This is a genomic window from Hydrogenophaga sp. (assembly GCF_025699295.1).
In the GTDB taxonomy this organism is placed as follows: Bacteria; Pseudomonadota; Gammaproteobacteria; order Burkholderiales; family Burkholderiaceae_C; genus Hydrogenophaga.
The window spans coordinates 21,456-34,923 of record NZ_JAILWB010000013.1; the positions used below are offsets into that span (position 1 = coordinate 21,456).

Sequence of the window (13,468 nt, forward strand, 5' to 3'; positions counted from 1 at the left end):
GTTCAGTACCGTCCCATCACGGTGGAGAGCGTCAGCAGGCGCACGTTCACGCCATCCACCGCGGCTTCGACCACCGTGTCCACGCGCCGGAAGTTCGGGTTGGGCGTCGGCAGTACCGACAGGTGCACGCGCATTTCGCGCCCGGCCTGCACGCAGCCGGCGTCGCTCTCGCCGGTGCCGGGCAACTGGCGCTGCAGGCGCAGCCGGGTCAACTCGTTTTCCGCGCAGAGCTGCGCCAGCCACTGGTCGCTCTGCCTGCCCGCCGCGCGTGTGAGCGCGCCCGTGGCCTGCAGGCCGGCGGACAGCGTGATCGCGACCACGGCCAGGGCCACGAGCACCTCGATCAGCGTGAATCCGCGTGCGCTTCTTCTCATGGTGCCGGGCCCAGCACGGTGAAGGGCGACAGGCCGTCGGTGCCTAGCGTGATGCGTCGCTCGCCCTGCACCAGCACCAGGCGCTGCGCCGGGATCAGCGGTTCGGGCCCGAGCACAAGGGACTGCGCCCCGGGAGGTTGAATCACCTGGGCCTGGGTGTCCGGGCTCAGCCAGGGACGCGGGCCGGACAGCGAACCGGGGCCCGCCTGCGTGGGCAGGCCGATGAACTCGAAGCCTTGTGGCAGGCCGGTCCAGACCACCGGCAGGCCACTGGTGCGCGACTGCGCGCGCGCCGACTCCAGCAAGGCGGACAGCCGCAGGCCTTCGCGTTCGAGCCGGGTGGCACTGGTGTCGCGCAACGCCAGACTCACGCCTGCGGTGGCAAATGCCACGATCACCAGCACGACCATGAGTTCGAGCAGGGTGAAGCCGTGGGCCTTGCCGGGCATGGTTGGCCTCAGCGCAAATGAATATAGACGGCAGTGGGGCGTGGGGGCTCAACCATTGTCAGGCTCACTGCCAGCTGCCGATGTCGGCGTCGCGGCCCTCTCCACCGGCCTGGCCGTCCGCGCCCAGCGAGAGCACGTCGACCTCACCCTTGAGGCCCGGGTTGATGTATTGGTAGGGCCGGCCCCATGGGTCACCCGGCAGCTTGTCCAGATAGGGCCGCCAGTTGGGCGGCACCGGGCCCGTGGAGGGCTTGACCACCAGGGCGTTCAGACCCTGTTCGCCCGTCGGGTAGCGCTGGTTGTCCAGACGGTACAGCTTGAGGGCCTGCATGAGGTTGTTCACGTCGGTTTTCGCGGCGGTCACGCGAGCGTCGTCGGCGCGATCGAGCACGTTGGGCACGATCAGCGCAGCGAGCACGCCGATGATGACCAATACCACCATGAGCTCGATCAGAGTGAAGCCGCGTTGCACGGCGCGCCATGCGCGCGGCGTGCAACGCATGACCCGAAAGGGAGGGAGGGGGGTCAGGTGAGGCATTCGATCTCCCGCAAACAGGGGCACGTGGAAGGCCTTGACAACGGGGTCGCAAAGCACTGCTGTCGATCATAATGCGCGCATGAAGAAGGTTCCCGCGTTCGGACACTCCGGTTTCCTCATGGAAAGTCCCGCGGCGCTGCAGACAGCAGGCCGCCGTGGGCCAACCGTGGCTGCGGGGCTGTTGTGGCTGGCCGCTGGCCTGAGCGCGGGTTATTGGGTGCTGCTGGCCTGGGGCAGGGCTCCGGTGACGCCGGTCTCGGTCCTGGCAACCGAGCAGGTGAGCGCCGACACCGTGGCGGTGGCACGCACACTGGGGGCGCTTCCTGCGGTCGCGACCGCGGCGGTGGCCGCCAGCGCTGCCCCCCCACGCTACAACCTGCTGGGGGTGGTGGCGGTGGGCACGCGCGATGGAGCCGCGCTGATTGCCGTCGATGGACAGCCACCCAGGCCCTACCGCGTCGGGGCGCCGCTGGATGGCGGTCTCGTGCTGCAGGCCGTCACGCGCGGCACCGCGCGGCTGGGGCCCACGCTGGAGGCGCCTGCCACCGTGGAGCTGACCCTGCCCGAGGCGGCTGCACCGTCCTGACCGGCAACCGCGCGCAGGGCGCCGCTGCCTGTTCATGACCCATGGCATGACCCACAGCCCTCACCTCGCCGAGTGGCCCCGTCCGCCGGACAACCTCGTTGCCCAGCTGTGCGACGAACTGCAACGCCATTCCCCGTTCAGCGAAATGCAACCAGCCGACGTGCGCGCCTTTGTCGAGGCATCGCGGCACGCCTACTTCCGGTCCGGCGAGTCGGTGGTCGCGCCCGAGGACGGCCCGGTCAGGCACCTGTTTTTCATCCGTCGTGGCGCGGTGGTGGGCCAGAGGGGGCTTTCCGATGTCGCCGGTGGCGCCTTCCAGTACGAGGCCGGTGACCTTCTCCCGGTGAGCGCGGTGCTGGCCGAGCGCGCGCCGACAACCCGCTACAGCGCCGCCGAGGACACGTTCGCGCTGGTGATCACCGCCGAGGACATGCGCGCGCTGGCCGAGCGCAGCGCGGTGTTTGGCGACTTCCTGAACCGTCGCATCCTGCGTTTCCTCGACCTGTCCCGCGCCGCGCTGCAGGTGGCCTATGCCTCGCAAGCCCTGGGCGAACAGTCGCTGGAGACACCGCTGGAGCAGCTGTGCCACAAGACGCCGGTCAGCTGCGTACCCGCGACACCGCTGCGCCAGGCGCTGGTGCAGATGCATGAGCAGCGTGTCGGCTCCATGCTGGTGGTGGATGCGGCCGAGATGCCGGTGGGCATCCTGACCCGTTCCGACGTGCTGGGTCGCATCACGCTGGCGGACCTGCCACTGACGGTGCCGATCGGGCAGGTCATGGTGCAACCCGTGCGCACGCTCACGCACGTGCACACCGCGCAGGATGCGGCACTGCTGATGACGACCCATGGCATTCGCCATGTGCCCGTCACGCGTGACGGGCGGGCCATGGGGGTGGTCTCCGAGCGCGATCTTTTCGCGCTGCAGCGCCTGAGCATCAAGCAGGTGAGCAGCAGCATCCGCCACGCGGACGATCTGCGCAGCCTGCAGGGCGTTGCCCAGGACATTCGCCGCTTTGCGCGCAGTCTGCTCGCACAGGGGGTGCAGGCGAAACAGCTCACCTCGCTGATCAGCCACCTCAACGATGTACTGACCGCGCGCCTGATCGAGCTCACGGCCACCCGGCGCGGCATTGGTCCGCTGGAGTTCTGCTGGCTTGCGCTCGGCTCGGAAGGCCGCAGCGAGCAGACCATCTCAACCGATCAGGACAATGCGCTCATCGTGGCCGAGTCGTCCGAAGGACCCGCGCCTGACAGAGAACGCCTGCTGGCTTTTGCACGCGAGGTCAACGAAGCGCTCGATGCCTGCGGCTATCCGCTGTGCAAGGGCGGCATCATGGCCAGCAATCCAGCCCTGTGCCTCACGGCGCAGGAATGGGACCAGCGTTTCGCGCACTGGATCGACCAGGGGTCACCCAAGGATCTGCTCAATGCCAGCATCTATTTCGATTTCCGCGCGCTCGCGGGCCAGACAGCGATGGCCACGCGGTTGCGCAATGTCGTCACGCCGCGCGCCGCGCGCAACGCGCGTTTCCTGCGACAACTCGCGCTCAATGGCCTGGGTCAGAGCGCGCCGCTGAACTGGCTGGGCCGCATCGACACCACCACCATCGATGGGCGGGACACGCTGGATCTGAAGCTGCAGGGCACGGCGATCTTCGTGGACGTGGCGCGGCTGTATGCGCTGGCCCACGGCGTGACGGCCACCGGTACGCGCGAACGCCTTGAGGCGGTCGGGCCGCTGATGGGCGTTCCCGAGCGCGAATACCAGGCCTGGGTCGGTGGATTCGAGTTCCTGCAGATGTTGAGATTGAGGGCTCAGCTCGATGGCACCACGGTGGGTGACAACCCCAATCGCATCGCGGTCGACCAGCTCAACGACATCGATCGCCGCATCCTGCGCGAGACCCTGCGCGTGCTGCGATCGCTGCAGCAGCGCGTGAAACTCGATTACGAACGCTAGCGTTGCAGCAGGGCCTGCGCCGCCAGCAGCAGTGGCCAGGCCATCAGGGCGCCCGTGCCCTGGCCCATGCGCATGCCCATGTCGAGCAGCGGTTGCGCCTGCAGATGGATCAGCATCAGGCGGTGGCCCGTCTCCGCCGACCGATGGCCGAACACGAAATAGTCCGCCGCCGCCGGATTCAGGCCGCGTGCCACCAGGGCCGCAGCGCTGGCCACATAGCCATCGACCAGCACCACACGGCGTTCGCTCGCTGCCTGCAACATGGCGCCGGCCATCATCGCGATCTCGAATCCCCCGAGCGCCGCCAGCGCATCCAGCGGCGCCAGCGCCTTGCGGTGTCGGGCGGCAGCGGCCGAGAGTTTTTCAATGCGCTGCTGGAGCACGGCATCGTCGAGGCCAGCACCCTGGAAGTCGTCGCGTCCGCAGGCATCGACCAGCGGCACGCCACACAGGCGGGACAGCAGTAGCGACGCGCTCACGGTGTTGGCCACGCCCACATCGCCGAGCGCGATCACGTTGCCCGGCAGGTGGCGCACCACGTCCATGCCGGCGTGCAATGCCGAGATCGCCTGAGCCTGCGACATGGCGGGCCCAAGCATCAGGTTGCGCGTGCCATAGCCGATCTTGCGCGGCAGCAGCGGGGCCTTGCGCCGCGCGTCGTCGGGCAGGGAGATGTGGGAAGCGACCCCCGCGTCCACCACCGTCAGGTCGAAGCCATGCAACTGTGCCAGTGCATTGACCGGGGCAGTGCCCAGCAGCAGCTGCAGCACGTGTTCGCAGGTCATGGACTGGGCGAGATCTGACATGCCTTCGTCGGCGATGCCGTGGTCGGCCGCAAACACCACCAGCTGTGGCGAGTCGAAGGCCAGCAGGTCGAACGCCTGCGGGCCAATGTGCTGGATGCGCGCGAGCTGCAGCACCAGGGCTTGCATGCGGCCCAGCACGTGCTCCGGAAATCCCTCCGGGGCCAGCCGCCGCATCAGCGCGTGCTCGAGCATCGTGTCGCCGGTCGAGGCAATGCGGGGCAGCTTCAGCCCGGCGGGCAGTTCCGACGTGCGGCGGGTGATCGGTTCGAATACGGGGTCGCGAGCCATGGCACTGGGGGCAGGTTCAGCTTTTCAGGAACAGCCGGTATACCGGGTTGCCCGTCTCTTCCACGTAGGGATAGCCCAGCGTGTCCAGGAATTTGTCGAAAGCCTTGTGGTCTTTCGCCGGCACCTGCAGGCCGACCAGAATGCGACCGTAGTCGGCGCCCTGGTTGCGGTAGTGAAACAGGCTGATGTTCCAGCCGGGGCGCAGCAGGCTCAGGAACTTCAGCAGTGCGCCCGGCCGCTCCGGGAACACGAAACGCAGCAGGCGTTCTTCCTGCGCGAGCGGCGAATGCCCACCCACCATGTGCCGGATGTGCTCCTTGGCCAGTTCGTCGTGGGTCAGGTCCAGGGTCTCGAAGCCGTGCCGGATCAGGTTGGCCGCGATCTTGCCGGACTCTCCCTTACCATGGGTGGTCATGCCTACGAACACATGGGCCCGGCTGCCGTCGTGGATGCGGTAGTTGAACTCGGTGACGTTGCGCGGCCCGCCCGGCAGTTCGCCGATGAGCTCGCAGAAGCGCCGGAAGCTGCCGCGCTCTTCGGGCATGGTGACCGCGAACAGCGCCTCGCGTTCCTCCCCCACTTCGGCGCGCTCGGCCACGAAGCGCAGCCGGTCGAAGTTCATGTTCGCGCCGCACAGGATGGCGGCGTAGGTCTCGCCGCGTGTCTTGTGGGTCGCCACATACTGCTTGATGGCAGCAACCGCCAGCGCGCCGGACGGTTCGACGATGCTGCGCGTGTCCACGAACACGTCCTTGATGGCGGCACACACCGCGTCCGTGTCGACGGTGATGAATTCGTCGACCAGATTGCTCGCGATGCGGAAGGTTTCCTCGCCCACCAGCTTGACCGCCGTACCGTCTGCGAACAGGCCGACATCGGGCAGGGAGACGCGCTGCCCGCCCTGGACCGAGCGCAGCATGGCGTCCGAATCGGTCATCTGCACGCCAATGACCTTGATCTCGGGCCGCACTGCCTTGATGTAGTTGGCTACACCCGAGATGAGGCCGCCGCCGCCGATGGCGACGAACACCGCGTCGAGGTGGTGCGATCCCAGACTTTGCAACTGGCGCAGGATTTCCATCGCAATCGTGCCCTGGCCGGCGATCACGTCCGGGTCGTCGAACGGGTGGACGAAGGTCAGGCCCTGCTTTTTTTGCAAGGTCAGGGAGTGCAGATAGGCGTCCGAATAGCTGTCGCCGTGCAGCACCACCTCGCCGCCGAAGCCGCGCACGGCGTCGATCTTCACCTGCGGGGTGGTGGTCGGCATCACGATCACCGCGCGGGTGCCCAGCTTGCGCGCGCCCAGGGCCACGCCCTGTGCGTGGTTGCCGGCAGAGGCGCAGATCACGCCCTTTTTCAGTTGCTCGGGCGAGAGGTGTGCCATCTTGTTGTAGGCGCCGCGCAGCTTGAAGCTGAACACGGGCTGCTGGTCTTCCCGCTTGAGCAGCACGGTGTTGCGCAACCGGCGACTGAGGTCAGTGGCGGTCTCCAGGGCCGATTCCACCGCCACGTCATAGACGCGCGCGGTCAGGATCTTTCTGAGGTAGTCGGCCGGCCCCATGGACGTGAGCGGAGAGACGCCGGCTGCGGGTTGTTCTTTTTGTGGGGGGCGGGCGGACAGTGGCGGCATGGGGTTCCTCGCTGCACATCATATCGGGGGCGAAAAAAAGCCCGGACTGGCAGAACCAGACCGGGCTTGAATCCACCCGTGGAGGGTAGAGGAGACAACCGTAAATACAATGACGCGAGTATAGCGCTGCGATGCTGCGTTGCAACATCGCGTTCGAGATTTCTATGATTTTTAGAGCGCCTTCCCCAATAGCGTTGGTTATTTCACGACAGGACACACCATGGAATGCACCGTCACCTGGACCGGCTCCACCGGCACCCGATCCCACATGGGCTTCCTGGCGGAGACTGGCACGGGCCACGTCATCGCCATGGACGGCGCCCCCGACGCTGCAAAGCCCGAGAACGGTGGCGCCAATCTGGCGCCCCGTCCCATGGAAACCGTGCTGGCGGGCACAGGCGGCTGCACCGCCTATGACGTGGTGCTCATCCTCAAGCGTGGCCGGCACGATGTGCGTGGCTGCTCGGTCAAGCTCACCACCGAACGCGCCGAGACCGACCCGAAGGTGTTCACCAAGATCCACATGCACTTCAGCGTCAGTGGAAAAGGCATCCCCTCCGTGGCAGTGGAGCGTGCCATCGCCATGAGCCACAACAAGTACTGCTCGGCGAGCATCATGCTCGGCAAGACAGCCGAGATCACCACCAGCTTCGAGTTGCTGGAGGTTTGAGTTTTTTGCCTGCGTGCCGCTCAGATGCGGTGCGCCACAGTTGTCATCACCTTGGCGGCGGCGCGCATCAGCGCTTTTGCCACCCCGGGCAGTTCCACCGCGCCGGCTTGCTGGGCTTCGCGCGCATGGCGCGCTTCGTCGTCCTTCATCTGAGCCACGATCGCCCGTGAGGCATGGTCCGCGGCGGGCAAGCGGTCCATGTGGCCGGCCAGATGCGCCTCCACCTGTCGTTCGGTTTCCACCACAAAGCCCAGACTCACGCCCGGACCCAGGCGTCCGGCCAGCAGGCCAAGGCCGAAGGCGCCGGCGTACCAGAGCGGGTTGAGCAGGGACGGCCGAGCACCCAGTTCTTCCATTCGCGCCTGGGTCCACGCCAGGTGGTCGGTTTCCTCCCGACCGGCCGCTTCGAGTTGCATGGCCAGTGCTTCATTGGGCGCCTGCCCGGCCCTGCGCGACCACCGTGCCGCCAGCGCCTGCGAGGTATAGAGCGCCTGCGCGCACACCTCGCCCACATGGTTGACCCGCATCAGCGCACCCGAAAGATCCCGCTCTGCAGGCGCCAGTTCGGCATCGGTGGCTTTCTCGGGCAGCGTCGGGCATTCGCGCGAGGCACGAGGGCTCACGAACAGGGTTCTCAGGGCCGCATCGGCGGCGTTCAACAGGGCATCCATGGCATAAAGGTTTTGACGGGCAGCGGGTTCACTGTATCGCAGGCGTGTCGCGCCATGAACCTGCCCCAGCTGATCCAGTTCGGCCTCGTCTGGCGCGCCGCGCACCAAAACAGGGAGGCGTTGTGCGCGTGCCACAAAAGAGGGCGCAAATGTGTCGAAACTTTTGCCTCGTGAGGGCCCTTCTGGTTCAATCACTTCAGCTTCCTAGACGGAGGTGGGCTCGAGGGCTCTAGACCCCCGGCCTCTTTATTCAACCTTGGAGAAACCCTCAATGAAAAAGACCCTGATTGCACTGGCAGCCGTGGCCGCCTCCGGCGCCGCGTTCGCCCAGTCTTCCGTGACCCTGTTCGGCAACGTTGACATGGGCATTCGCCACGTCAATCCCGAAGTCGGCGATTCCATCACCACGATGCAGAAGAACCTGATTTCTTCGAGCGCCTTGGGTTTCCGCGGCGTTGAAGACCTGGGCGGCGGTCTGAAGGCCGGCTTCCATTTCGAAGGTGACCTGGACCCCGACACCGGTACCCCCGGTGGCCTGAACTTCCAGCGCCGCAGCACCCTGAGCCTGATGGGCGGTTTCGGTGAGTTGCGTATGGGTCGTGACTATGTGCCAACCTTCACGATCCACACCAAGTACGACCCGTTCGGCACCAACGGCCTGGGCAGCTCGATCAACATGTTTGGCACCACTTTCGGTGCGGTTTCCTCCTCCGCTGTGCGTGCGAACAACAGCCTGGGTTACCTGGCCAAGTTCGGCAGCTTCGATGTGGCCTACATGTATGGCCTGCGTGAGAGCGCGTCCAACAACAACGACTACCACGGCATTCGTGTGGGCTACAACGCTGGTCCGTTGAGCGTGGACGTGGCGACGGCTCAGGAGACGGGCATTGGCGCTTCCCTGGGCAACCACAACCCCAGGCGCACCAACGTCGGCGTGGCGTATGACTTCGGCTTCATCAAGCCGATGTTCCAGTACACCACCTCGAAGCTTGAGCTGGCTGGTGGCGACCGCAAAGTGAACAACGTGTTGCTGGGCCTGACGGCGCCTGTGGGCCCTGGCTTGGTGCGTTTCTCTTACGTTCGCAACTCGCTTGAGCAAGGCGCGACCGATGTGGACGGCAAGCAAGTCGCCCTCGGCTACACCTACCCTCTGAGCAAGCGCACCTCGTTCAACGCGAACATCGCGCGCATCAGCACCGACGCGGGCTTCCCCGTCGCCGAGCGGACCGGTTATGAAATCGGCGTGCGTCACACCTTCTAAGCACTGCGCCGGCGCAAGCCGGTTCGTTGCCTGAAGACAAAAAAACCCACCGCGAAAGCGGTGGGTTTTTTTTTTGACTGAGAAGTGTCGGCATCGAGGTGAATGCATGGTACGAATATTGCTATTCCGTCATATCAAATCGCTTGTTGCTCCAGTACAACGATTTGACCGGGGTCAAAAAAATACAAGGGATTACCCGTATTTTCAATGGGCTCCGTCCCTATGATTCCTGTTGCTTCATCTTTTCGACATCTTTGTTCTCTCCACCACTTCAAAGGAAATTGCATGAAAAAGACTCTGGTTGCATGGGCTGTTATGAGCGCCTTCGCCGGTACCGCTGCCGCTCAGTCGTCGGTGTCGATCTACGGCATCGTTGACCTGTGGGTGGGCTCCACCAAGTCGGGTTTGGGTGCCCAGTCGGTCACCAGCCTGGACAATGGCGGCCTGTCCCCCAGCCGCCTGGGCTTCAAGGGTTCGGAAGACCTGGGTGGCGGTCTGTCTGCGGTGTTCACCATCGAAGGCAACCTCACGCCCGACAACGGCACCGCCGGCCGTCTGGCGTTTGACCGCCAGTCATACGTTGGTCTCGAAGGCGGCTTCGGTGCAGTGCACTTCGGCCGTGTCTGGACGTCCTTCTATGACGTGGAAGCGCTGGCATTCACTAGTTTTGATTCCGCATTCACGCCTGAGTACTACGCGTTCGGCAGTGTGGATTACACCGGCAACCCGAACAATGGCATCAAGTACGTGTCGCCCGAATTTGGGGGCTTCACCGGTACCGCTTCTTACGCCATCGACGAAAAGAACGGCGCGGCCAACGAAGTGAAGACCGGCGCCCTGGGCCTGTCGTACACGGGCGGCCCGCTGACTGCCGTTGTTGCGTATCAGCAAGAAAAGGCGACCGGCACGCCTAACAGCTTGTCGTTCACCCGCATCAGCGCCGCATACGACCTTGGCGTGGTGGTTCTCAAAGGCAACTATGGCACTGCCAAAGACAACCTGAGCGATGCGAAGTCCAAGGACTACAGCCTGGGCGTGGACGTTCCCCTGAGCGAGGCGCTCACCCTGGGTGCTGGCTATGCACGCGGCAAGGACAACGCTGCCGGTGGCAGCGACAAGCGCAGCGCCTACGGCCTGGCGGCGACCTACGGCCTGTCCAAGCGCACCACCGTGTACGCCGGCATTACCAAAGGCGAGACCAAGAACGGCGGCGTCAAGACCGACGAAGAGAATCTCTACGCAGTGGGCCTTCGCCACACCTTCTGATCGCCGCTCTGCGGAGCGCGTTCGAAAAAAAGCCACCCGGCGCGCCGGGTGGCTTTTTCTTTGGTGAAGCCGCAGGCCTACTTCGCAGGCGAAGCCGCCTTCTTGTCGGTGGCGTCGGACGCTGCGGGCTTGAACGCCTCGCCATTGACGGTCAGACCCTCGGCCGACAGCTTTGCCGCACGCTTTTCGCCAATCCCTGGCACCCTTTTCATCAGGTCACTCCAGCCTTTGAAGGGCGATGCTTTGCGTTCCTCCAGGATTCTCCCGGATGTGCTGGGGCCGATCCCCTTGATGCTGTCCAGGTCCGCCACCGTGGCAACGTTGACGTCGACCGCCGCGAAGCTGATGGTGGCGACGAACGCGAGCAAACTGGCCAAGATTCTTGTGAACATGTGTGTCCTCCGTGTGCAAAGATGATGAAAGACCACCGGCTTGAACCCCTGCAGAGGGTGCCCAAGTGGTGACCGAAGCCAGCCTTGGCTTCAATCCAGAATTTAATTCTAAAGAATGATTTTTCTGAGCTTTCATGTAAAAAATAGGTAATAACTAGCAAAAAATGGGTGCGATACAACAGAAGCACGTTTGGCGCACCGGCAGGTGCCGCAGAGACCTCCCGCAGGTGCGGCCAGGGTTCTTGAAGCTCTGGCTGGTTGTGCCAGGGGGCCGCTGTTCTGGATTCGGCTGGCGCACAGAACGAAATCGCACCGCCCGCTGAGCGTCCTGCGTCAGCCGATCGATCCGGGCCTGGGCTCGGAGGGACAACTGACGTTCGTCTGACGGGTCTGCCCCCGCTCCGGGACGCCGATCTGTCGATGGGAGAACGGGCGGATTCGCCCATCAGGTTGATCCTGGTTTTTGACGGCGATCGCGCCCGAGAGGGCCGAAGTTCCATTGCCCGTCCGAGTTCAGTCGCTTGTTGACTGGCGAGGAGTTGCCATCACGAACCGGGCACCGTAGCAGGGAGCCCCTCCACAGACCGGATTTGCAAACGGGTGCCCGACAGAGGCACCGCGGACCAGGGCCAATGCTGCGACCATGTTCGCGACGTACGCGGGGATCTACAACGTGTCTTTGGCGAGGAGCCGAGCCCTTCGCGCGCAGGCCTGGATGCTGGCGACCGACAACACGCGCAGCCAGCTCGCGGCCCGGTATGGTGTTTTGACCCTGGAACGGGTCTTGGCTGACGCTTCGCGTCCTCACGAGCCGGTCATCAGCGCCGATTGCGCCTCATCAAAGATTCTGATGGAGCACTGCGGCAGACACCGATGTGACGATTCCGATCATTTGGTCTTTCTCGGTTCGGGTTAGTCCCGTGCATTGGGCGGGAACGTTTGTTGCATAGTAGCGCGATGTTCATTTTATTTTAGGTGTCAACAAATGATGCTCCGACTTGCATTCTTGTGCGCAGCCACGGCCCTTGCCGCAGGTAGCGTGCATGCAAAAACCTTCAAATGGACCAGCGCCAGCGACATTCCCACCTGGGACATCCATTCGCAGAACAACGCTCTGGCCAACGGCGTGCACGCCTCGGTGTACGAGTCGCTGGTGTACTACAACAGCCGCACCTTCAAGCCTGAACCCATGCTGGCCACTGGCTGGACGCAGGTGTCGCCCACGCAGTTGCGCATCACCTTGCGCACTGGGGTGAAGTTCCACGATGGTGCGCCATTCACGGCCGACGACGCGGTGTTCTCGCTGGAGCGCGCCATGGCCAAGACCTCGAACTTCACGGTCTACACGCAGGGCATCACCAAAGTGGTGAAAGTCAATGCGAACACGATCGACATCATCACCGGCGGCCCCAACCCGGTGCTGGTCAACCAGTTGACAGAGCTGCGCATGATGAGCAAGGCTTGGGCGGAGAAGAACAACTCCACAGCGCCCAAGGACATCAAGACCCAGGATGAGAACTTCGCTCACCGCAATGCCAACGGTACCGGCCCTTTCATGCTCAAGGAGTGGCAGCCGGATCAGAAGATCGTGCTGGTGAAGAACCCCAACTGGTGGGGCAGCGCCGAAGGCAACGTGACAGAGATCGTCTACACACCTGTAAAGGCGGTGGCCACCCGCATGGCGGCGCTGCTCTCCGGTGAAGTGGACTTCGTTCTCGACCCGAGCCCGCAGGATTTGCCGCGCATCCGGCAGGATGGGAGCCTCAAGGTCATCGACGGTGTGGAAAACCGCACCATCTTCTTCGGCATGGACCAGTTCCGCGACGAACTGCCTGGCAGCAACATCAAAGGCAAGAATCCGTTGAAGGACCAGCGCGTGCGCAAAGCGCTGTACCAGGCCATCGACACCGGTGCCATCACGCGCGTCACATTGCGCGGCTTAGGCCAGTCAACAGGCGCGCTGGTGGCGCCGCAGGTGGCAGGCTGGACCGAAGCGGTACATCAGCGCCATGCTTTCGACGTGGCCGCGGCGCAGAAGCTGCTGGCCGACGCGGGCTACAAGGATGGCTTCGAGGTCGACTTTGCCTGCCCTAACAATCGCTACATCAACGACGAGGCAATCTGCCAGGCCGTGACGGCAATGTGGGCGCGCATTGGTGTGAAGGCCAGGTTGCGCACCTTGCCGCTGGCCACCTATTTCCCCATGATCCAGCGCTATGAGGCCAGCATCTACATGCTGGGCTGGGGCGTGCCGACCTTCGACGCGCTCTACAGCCTGCAGTCGCTGGTGCGCACTGTGGGCGCTGGTGGCGACGGCAATTACAACGTGGGTCGCTACAGCAACCCGAAGATGGACGCGATCATCGACCGTGCGAAGACCGAAACCGATCCCTACGTTCGCCCGCGTCTGTTGACGGAGGCGCTGGCGTTGCAGAACGAGGAGGTCGCCCACATTCCGCTGCATAACCAGATCATTCCCTGGGCCATGAAGAAAAACATCGATGTGGTGCACCGTGCTGACAACCGCCTGGACTGGCGCCTGATCAAGGTAAACTGATTCCCGGCATATCAGCT

15 protein-coding genes are annotated in these 13,468 nt (G+C 64.3%); 7 read left to right on the top strand and 8 right to left on the bottom strand.

Annotated elements, in window-relative coordinates:
- Nucleotides 1-2: 2 nt before the first annotated feature.
- From gspI to gspG, 3 genes are all read right to left on the bottom strand, one after another.
- The gene (gene gspI, locus K5880_RS14975; protein ID WP_297653834.1) at nucleotides 3-374 is read right to left on the bottom strand and encodes a type II secretion system minor pseudopilin GspI; all 372 of its coding nucleotides are present in this window, start codon (nucleotides 372-374) and stop codon (nucleotides 3-5) included.
- Entirely contained in the window at nucleotides 371-823 is a 453-nt protein-coding gene (locus tag K5880_RS14980; RefSeq protein WP_297653837.1) for a prepilin-type N-terminal cleavage/methylation domain-containing protein, read from the bottom strand. The genes gspI and K5880_RS14980 overlap by 4 nt, the downstream gene beginning before the upstream one ends.
- Before the next feature lie 64 nt (nucleotides 824-887).
- Nucleotides 888-1,325 (bottom strand): type II secretion system major pseudopilin GspG, encoded by a 438-nt coding sequence (gene gspG / locus K5880_RS14985; RefSeq protein ID WP_297653840.1) that lies wholly within the window; start codon nucleotides 1,323-1,325, stop codon nucleotides 888-890.
- A 115-nt stretch (nucleotides 1,326-1,440) separates the two neighbouring features.
- Between gspG and K5880_RS14990 the strand changes: the two genes are divergently transcribed.
- Both K5880_RS14990 and K5880_RS14995 read left to right on the top strand, forming a co-directional pair.
- Nucleotides 1,441-1,947 carry a general secretion pathway protein C gene (locus tag K5880_RS14990; RefSeq protein WP_297653842.1) on the top strand — a complete coding sequence of 169 codons (507 nt, stop codon included), beginning with the start codon at nucleotides 1,441-1,443 and terminating at the stop codon, nucleotides 1,945-1,947.
- Between the two features lie 46 nt (nucleotides 1,948-1,993).
- A complete protein-coding gene (locus tag K5880_RS14995; RefSeq protein WP_297653845.1) occupies nucleotides 1,994-3,910 on the top strand; it encodes a DUF294 nucleotidyltransferase-like domain-containing protein in 1,917 nt (638 codons plus the stop codon).
- Here the strand turns inward: K5880_RS14995 and K5880_RS15000 are convergent.
- Together K5880_RS15000 and ilvA are read right to left on the bottom strand one after the other, a co-directional pair.
- Nucleotides 3,907-5,004 (bottom strand): nicotinate-nucleotide--dimethylbenzimidazole phosphoribosyltransferase, encoded by a 1,098-nt coding sequence (locus K5880_RS15000; RefSeq protein WP_297653848.1) that lies wholly within the window; start codon nucleotides 5,002-5,004, stop codon nucleotides 3,907-3,909. The genes K5880_RS14995 and K5880_RS15000 overlap by 4 nt on opposite strands.
- Nucleotides 5,005-5,020: 16 nt before the next feature.
- Complete coding sequence (gene ilvA, locus K5880_RS15005) at nucleotides 5,021-6,565, bottom strand: threonine ammonia-lyase, biosynthetic (RefSeq protein ID WP_297654176.1); 1,545 nt, start codon at nucleotides 6,563-6,565, stop codon at nucleotides 5,021-5,023.
- A gap of 289 nt (nucleotides 6,566-6,854) precedes the next feature.
- On the opposite strand from ilvA, the gene K5880_RS15010 reads away from it, so the two are divergent.
- Nucleotides 6,855-7,304 carry an OsmC family protein gene (locus K5880_RS15010; RefSeq protein ID WP_297653850.1) on the top strand — a complete coding sequence of 150 codons (450 nt, stop codon included), beginning with the start codon at nucleotides 6,855-6,857 and terminating at the stop codon, nucleotides 7,302-7,304.
- Between the two features lie 20 nt (nucleotides 7,305-7,324).
- Here K5880_RS15010 and coq7 read toward each other — a convergent pair whose 3' ends face one another.
- Nucleotides 7,325-7,975, bottom strand: coding sequence for a 2-polyprenyl-3-methyl-6-methoxy-1,4-benzoquinone monooxygenase (gene coq7, locus K5880_RS15015; RefSeq protein WP_297653853.1), 651 nt, complete (start codon nucleotides 7,973-7,975; stop codon nucleotides 7,325-7,327).
- Nucleotides 7,976-8,246: 271 nt separating this feature from the next.
- Here coq7 and K5880_RS15020 point away from each other — a divergent pair, with 271 nt between their 5' ends.
- Nucleotides 8,247-9,236, top strand: coding sequence for a porin (locus K5880_RS15020; protein ID WP_297653856.1), 990 nt, complete (start codon nucleotides 8,247-8,249; stop codon nucleotides 9,234-9,236).
- A 134-nt stretch (nucleotides 9,237-9,370) separates the two neighbouring features.
- Here K5880_RS15020 and K5880_RS15025 read toward each other — a convergent pair whose 3' ends face one another.
- A complete protein-coding gene (locus K5880_RS15025; protein WP_297653859.1) occupies nucleotides 9,371-9,523 on the bottom strand; it encodes a hypothetical protein in 153 nt (50 codons plus the stop codon).
- Between K5880_RS15025 and K5880_RS15030 the strand changes: the two genes are divergently transcribed.
- Entirely contained in the window at nucleotides 9,522-10,502 is a 981-nt protein-coding gene (locus K5880_RS15030) for a porin (protein WP_297653862.1), read from the top strand. The two genes, K5880_RS15025 and K5880_RS15030, sit on opposite strands and share 2 nt — an antisense overlap.
- Before the next feature lie 77 nt (nucleotides 10,503-10,579).
- Here the strand turns inward: K5880_RS15030 and K5880_RS15035 are convergent, their stop codons facing one another.
- Nucleotides 10,580-10,894 (bottom strand): helix-hairpin-helix domain-containing protein, encoded by a 315-nt coding sequence (locus K5880_RS15035; protein ID WP_297653865.1) that lies wholly within the window; start codon nucleotides 10,892-10,894, stop codon nucleotides 10,580-10,582.
- Between the two features lie 643 nt (nucleotides 10,895-11,537).
- Here K5880_RS15035 and K5880_RS15040 point away from each other — a divergent pair.
- Nucleotides 11,538-11,810 carry a hypothetical protein gene (locus K5880_RS15040; protein WP_297653868.1) on the top strand — a complete coding sequence of 91 codons (273 nt, stop codon included), beginning with the start codon at nucleotides 11,538-11,540 and terminating at the stop codon, nucleotides 11,808-11,810.
- Between the two features lie 69 nt (nucleotides 11,811-11,879).
- On the top strand, nucleotides 11,880-13,451 hold the full coding sequence (locus tag K5880_RS15045) for an ABC transporter substrate-binding protein (RefSeq protein ID WP_297653871.1): 1,572 nt from the start codon (nucleotides 11,880-11,882) through the stop codon (nucleotides 13,449-13,451).
- Nucleotides 13,452-13,468: the final 17 nt, after the last annotated feature.

What these genes read in the sequence shown, in the direction of transcription:
- gspI (WP_297653834.1), bottom strand. Translation starts at nt 374, where the DNA reads ATGAGAAGAAGCGCACGCGGATTCACGCTGATCGAGGTGCTCGTGGCC.
- K5880_RS14980 (WP_297653837.1), bottom strand. Translation starts at nt 823, where the DNA reads ATGCCCGGCAAGGCCCACGGCTTCACCCTGCTCGAACTCATGGTCGTG.
- gspG (WP_297653840.1), bottom strand. Translation starts at nt 1,325, where the DNA reads ATGCGTTGCACGCCGCGCGCATGGCGCGCCGTGCAACGCGGCTTCACT.
- K5880_RS14990 (WP_297653842.1), top strand. Translation starts at nt 1,441, where the DNA reads ATGAAGAAGGTTCCCGCGTTCGGACACTCCGGTTTCCTCATGGAAAGT.
- K5880_RS14995 (WP_297653845.1), top strand. Translation starts at nt 1,994, where the DNA reads ATGACCCACAGCCCTCACCTCGCCGAGTGGCCCCGTCCGCCGGACAAC.
- K5880_RS15000 (WP_297653848.1), bottom strand. Translation starts at nt 5,004, where the DNA reads ATGGCTCGCGACCCCGTATTCGAACCGATCACCCGCCGCACGTCGGAA.
- ilvA (WP_297654176.1), bottom strand. Translation starts at nt 6,565, where the DNA reads ATGGGGCCGGCCGACTACCTCAGAAAGATCCTGACCGCGCGCGTCTAT.
- K5880_RS15010 (WP_297653850.1), top strand. Translation starts at nt 6,855, where the DNA reads ATGGAATGCACCGTCACCTGGACCGGCTCCACCGGCACCCGATCCCAC.
- coq7 (WP_297653853.1), bottom strand. Translation starts at nt 7,975, where the DNA reads ATGGATGCCCTGTTGAACGCCGCCGATGCGGCCCTGAGAACCCTGTTC.
- K5880_RS15020 (WP_297653856.1), top strand. Translation starts at nt 8,247, where the DNA reads ATGAAAAAGACCCTGATTGCACTGGCAGCCGTGGCCGCCTCCGGCGCC.
- K5880_RS15030 (WP_297653862.1), top strand. Translation starts at nt 9,522, where the DNA reads ATGAAAAAGACTCTGGTTGCATGGGCTGTTATGAGCGCCTTCGCCGGT.
- K5880_RS15025 (WP_297653859.1), bottom strand. Translation starts at nt 9,523, where the DNA reads ATGCAATTTCCTTTGAAGTGGTGGAGAGAACAAAGATGTCGAAAAGAT.
- K5880_RS15035 (WP_297653865.1), bottom strand. Translation starts at nt 10,894, where the DNA reads ATGTTCACAAGAATCTTGGCCAGTTTGCTCGCGTTCGTCGCCACCATC.
- K5880_RS15040 (WP_297653868.1), top strand. Translation starts at nt 11,538, where the DNA reads ATGTTCGCGACGTACGCGGGGATCTACAACGTGTCTTTGGCGAGGAGC.
- K5880_RS15045 (WP_297653871.1), top strand. Translation starts at nt 11,880, where the DNA reads ATGATGCTCCGACTTGCATTCTTGTGCGCAGCCACGGCCCTTGCCGCA.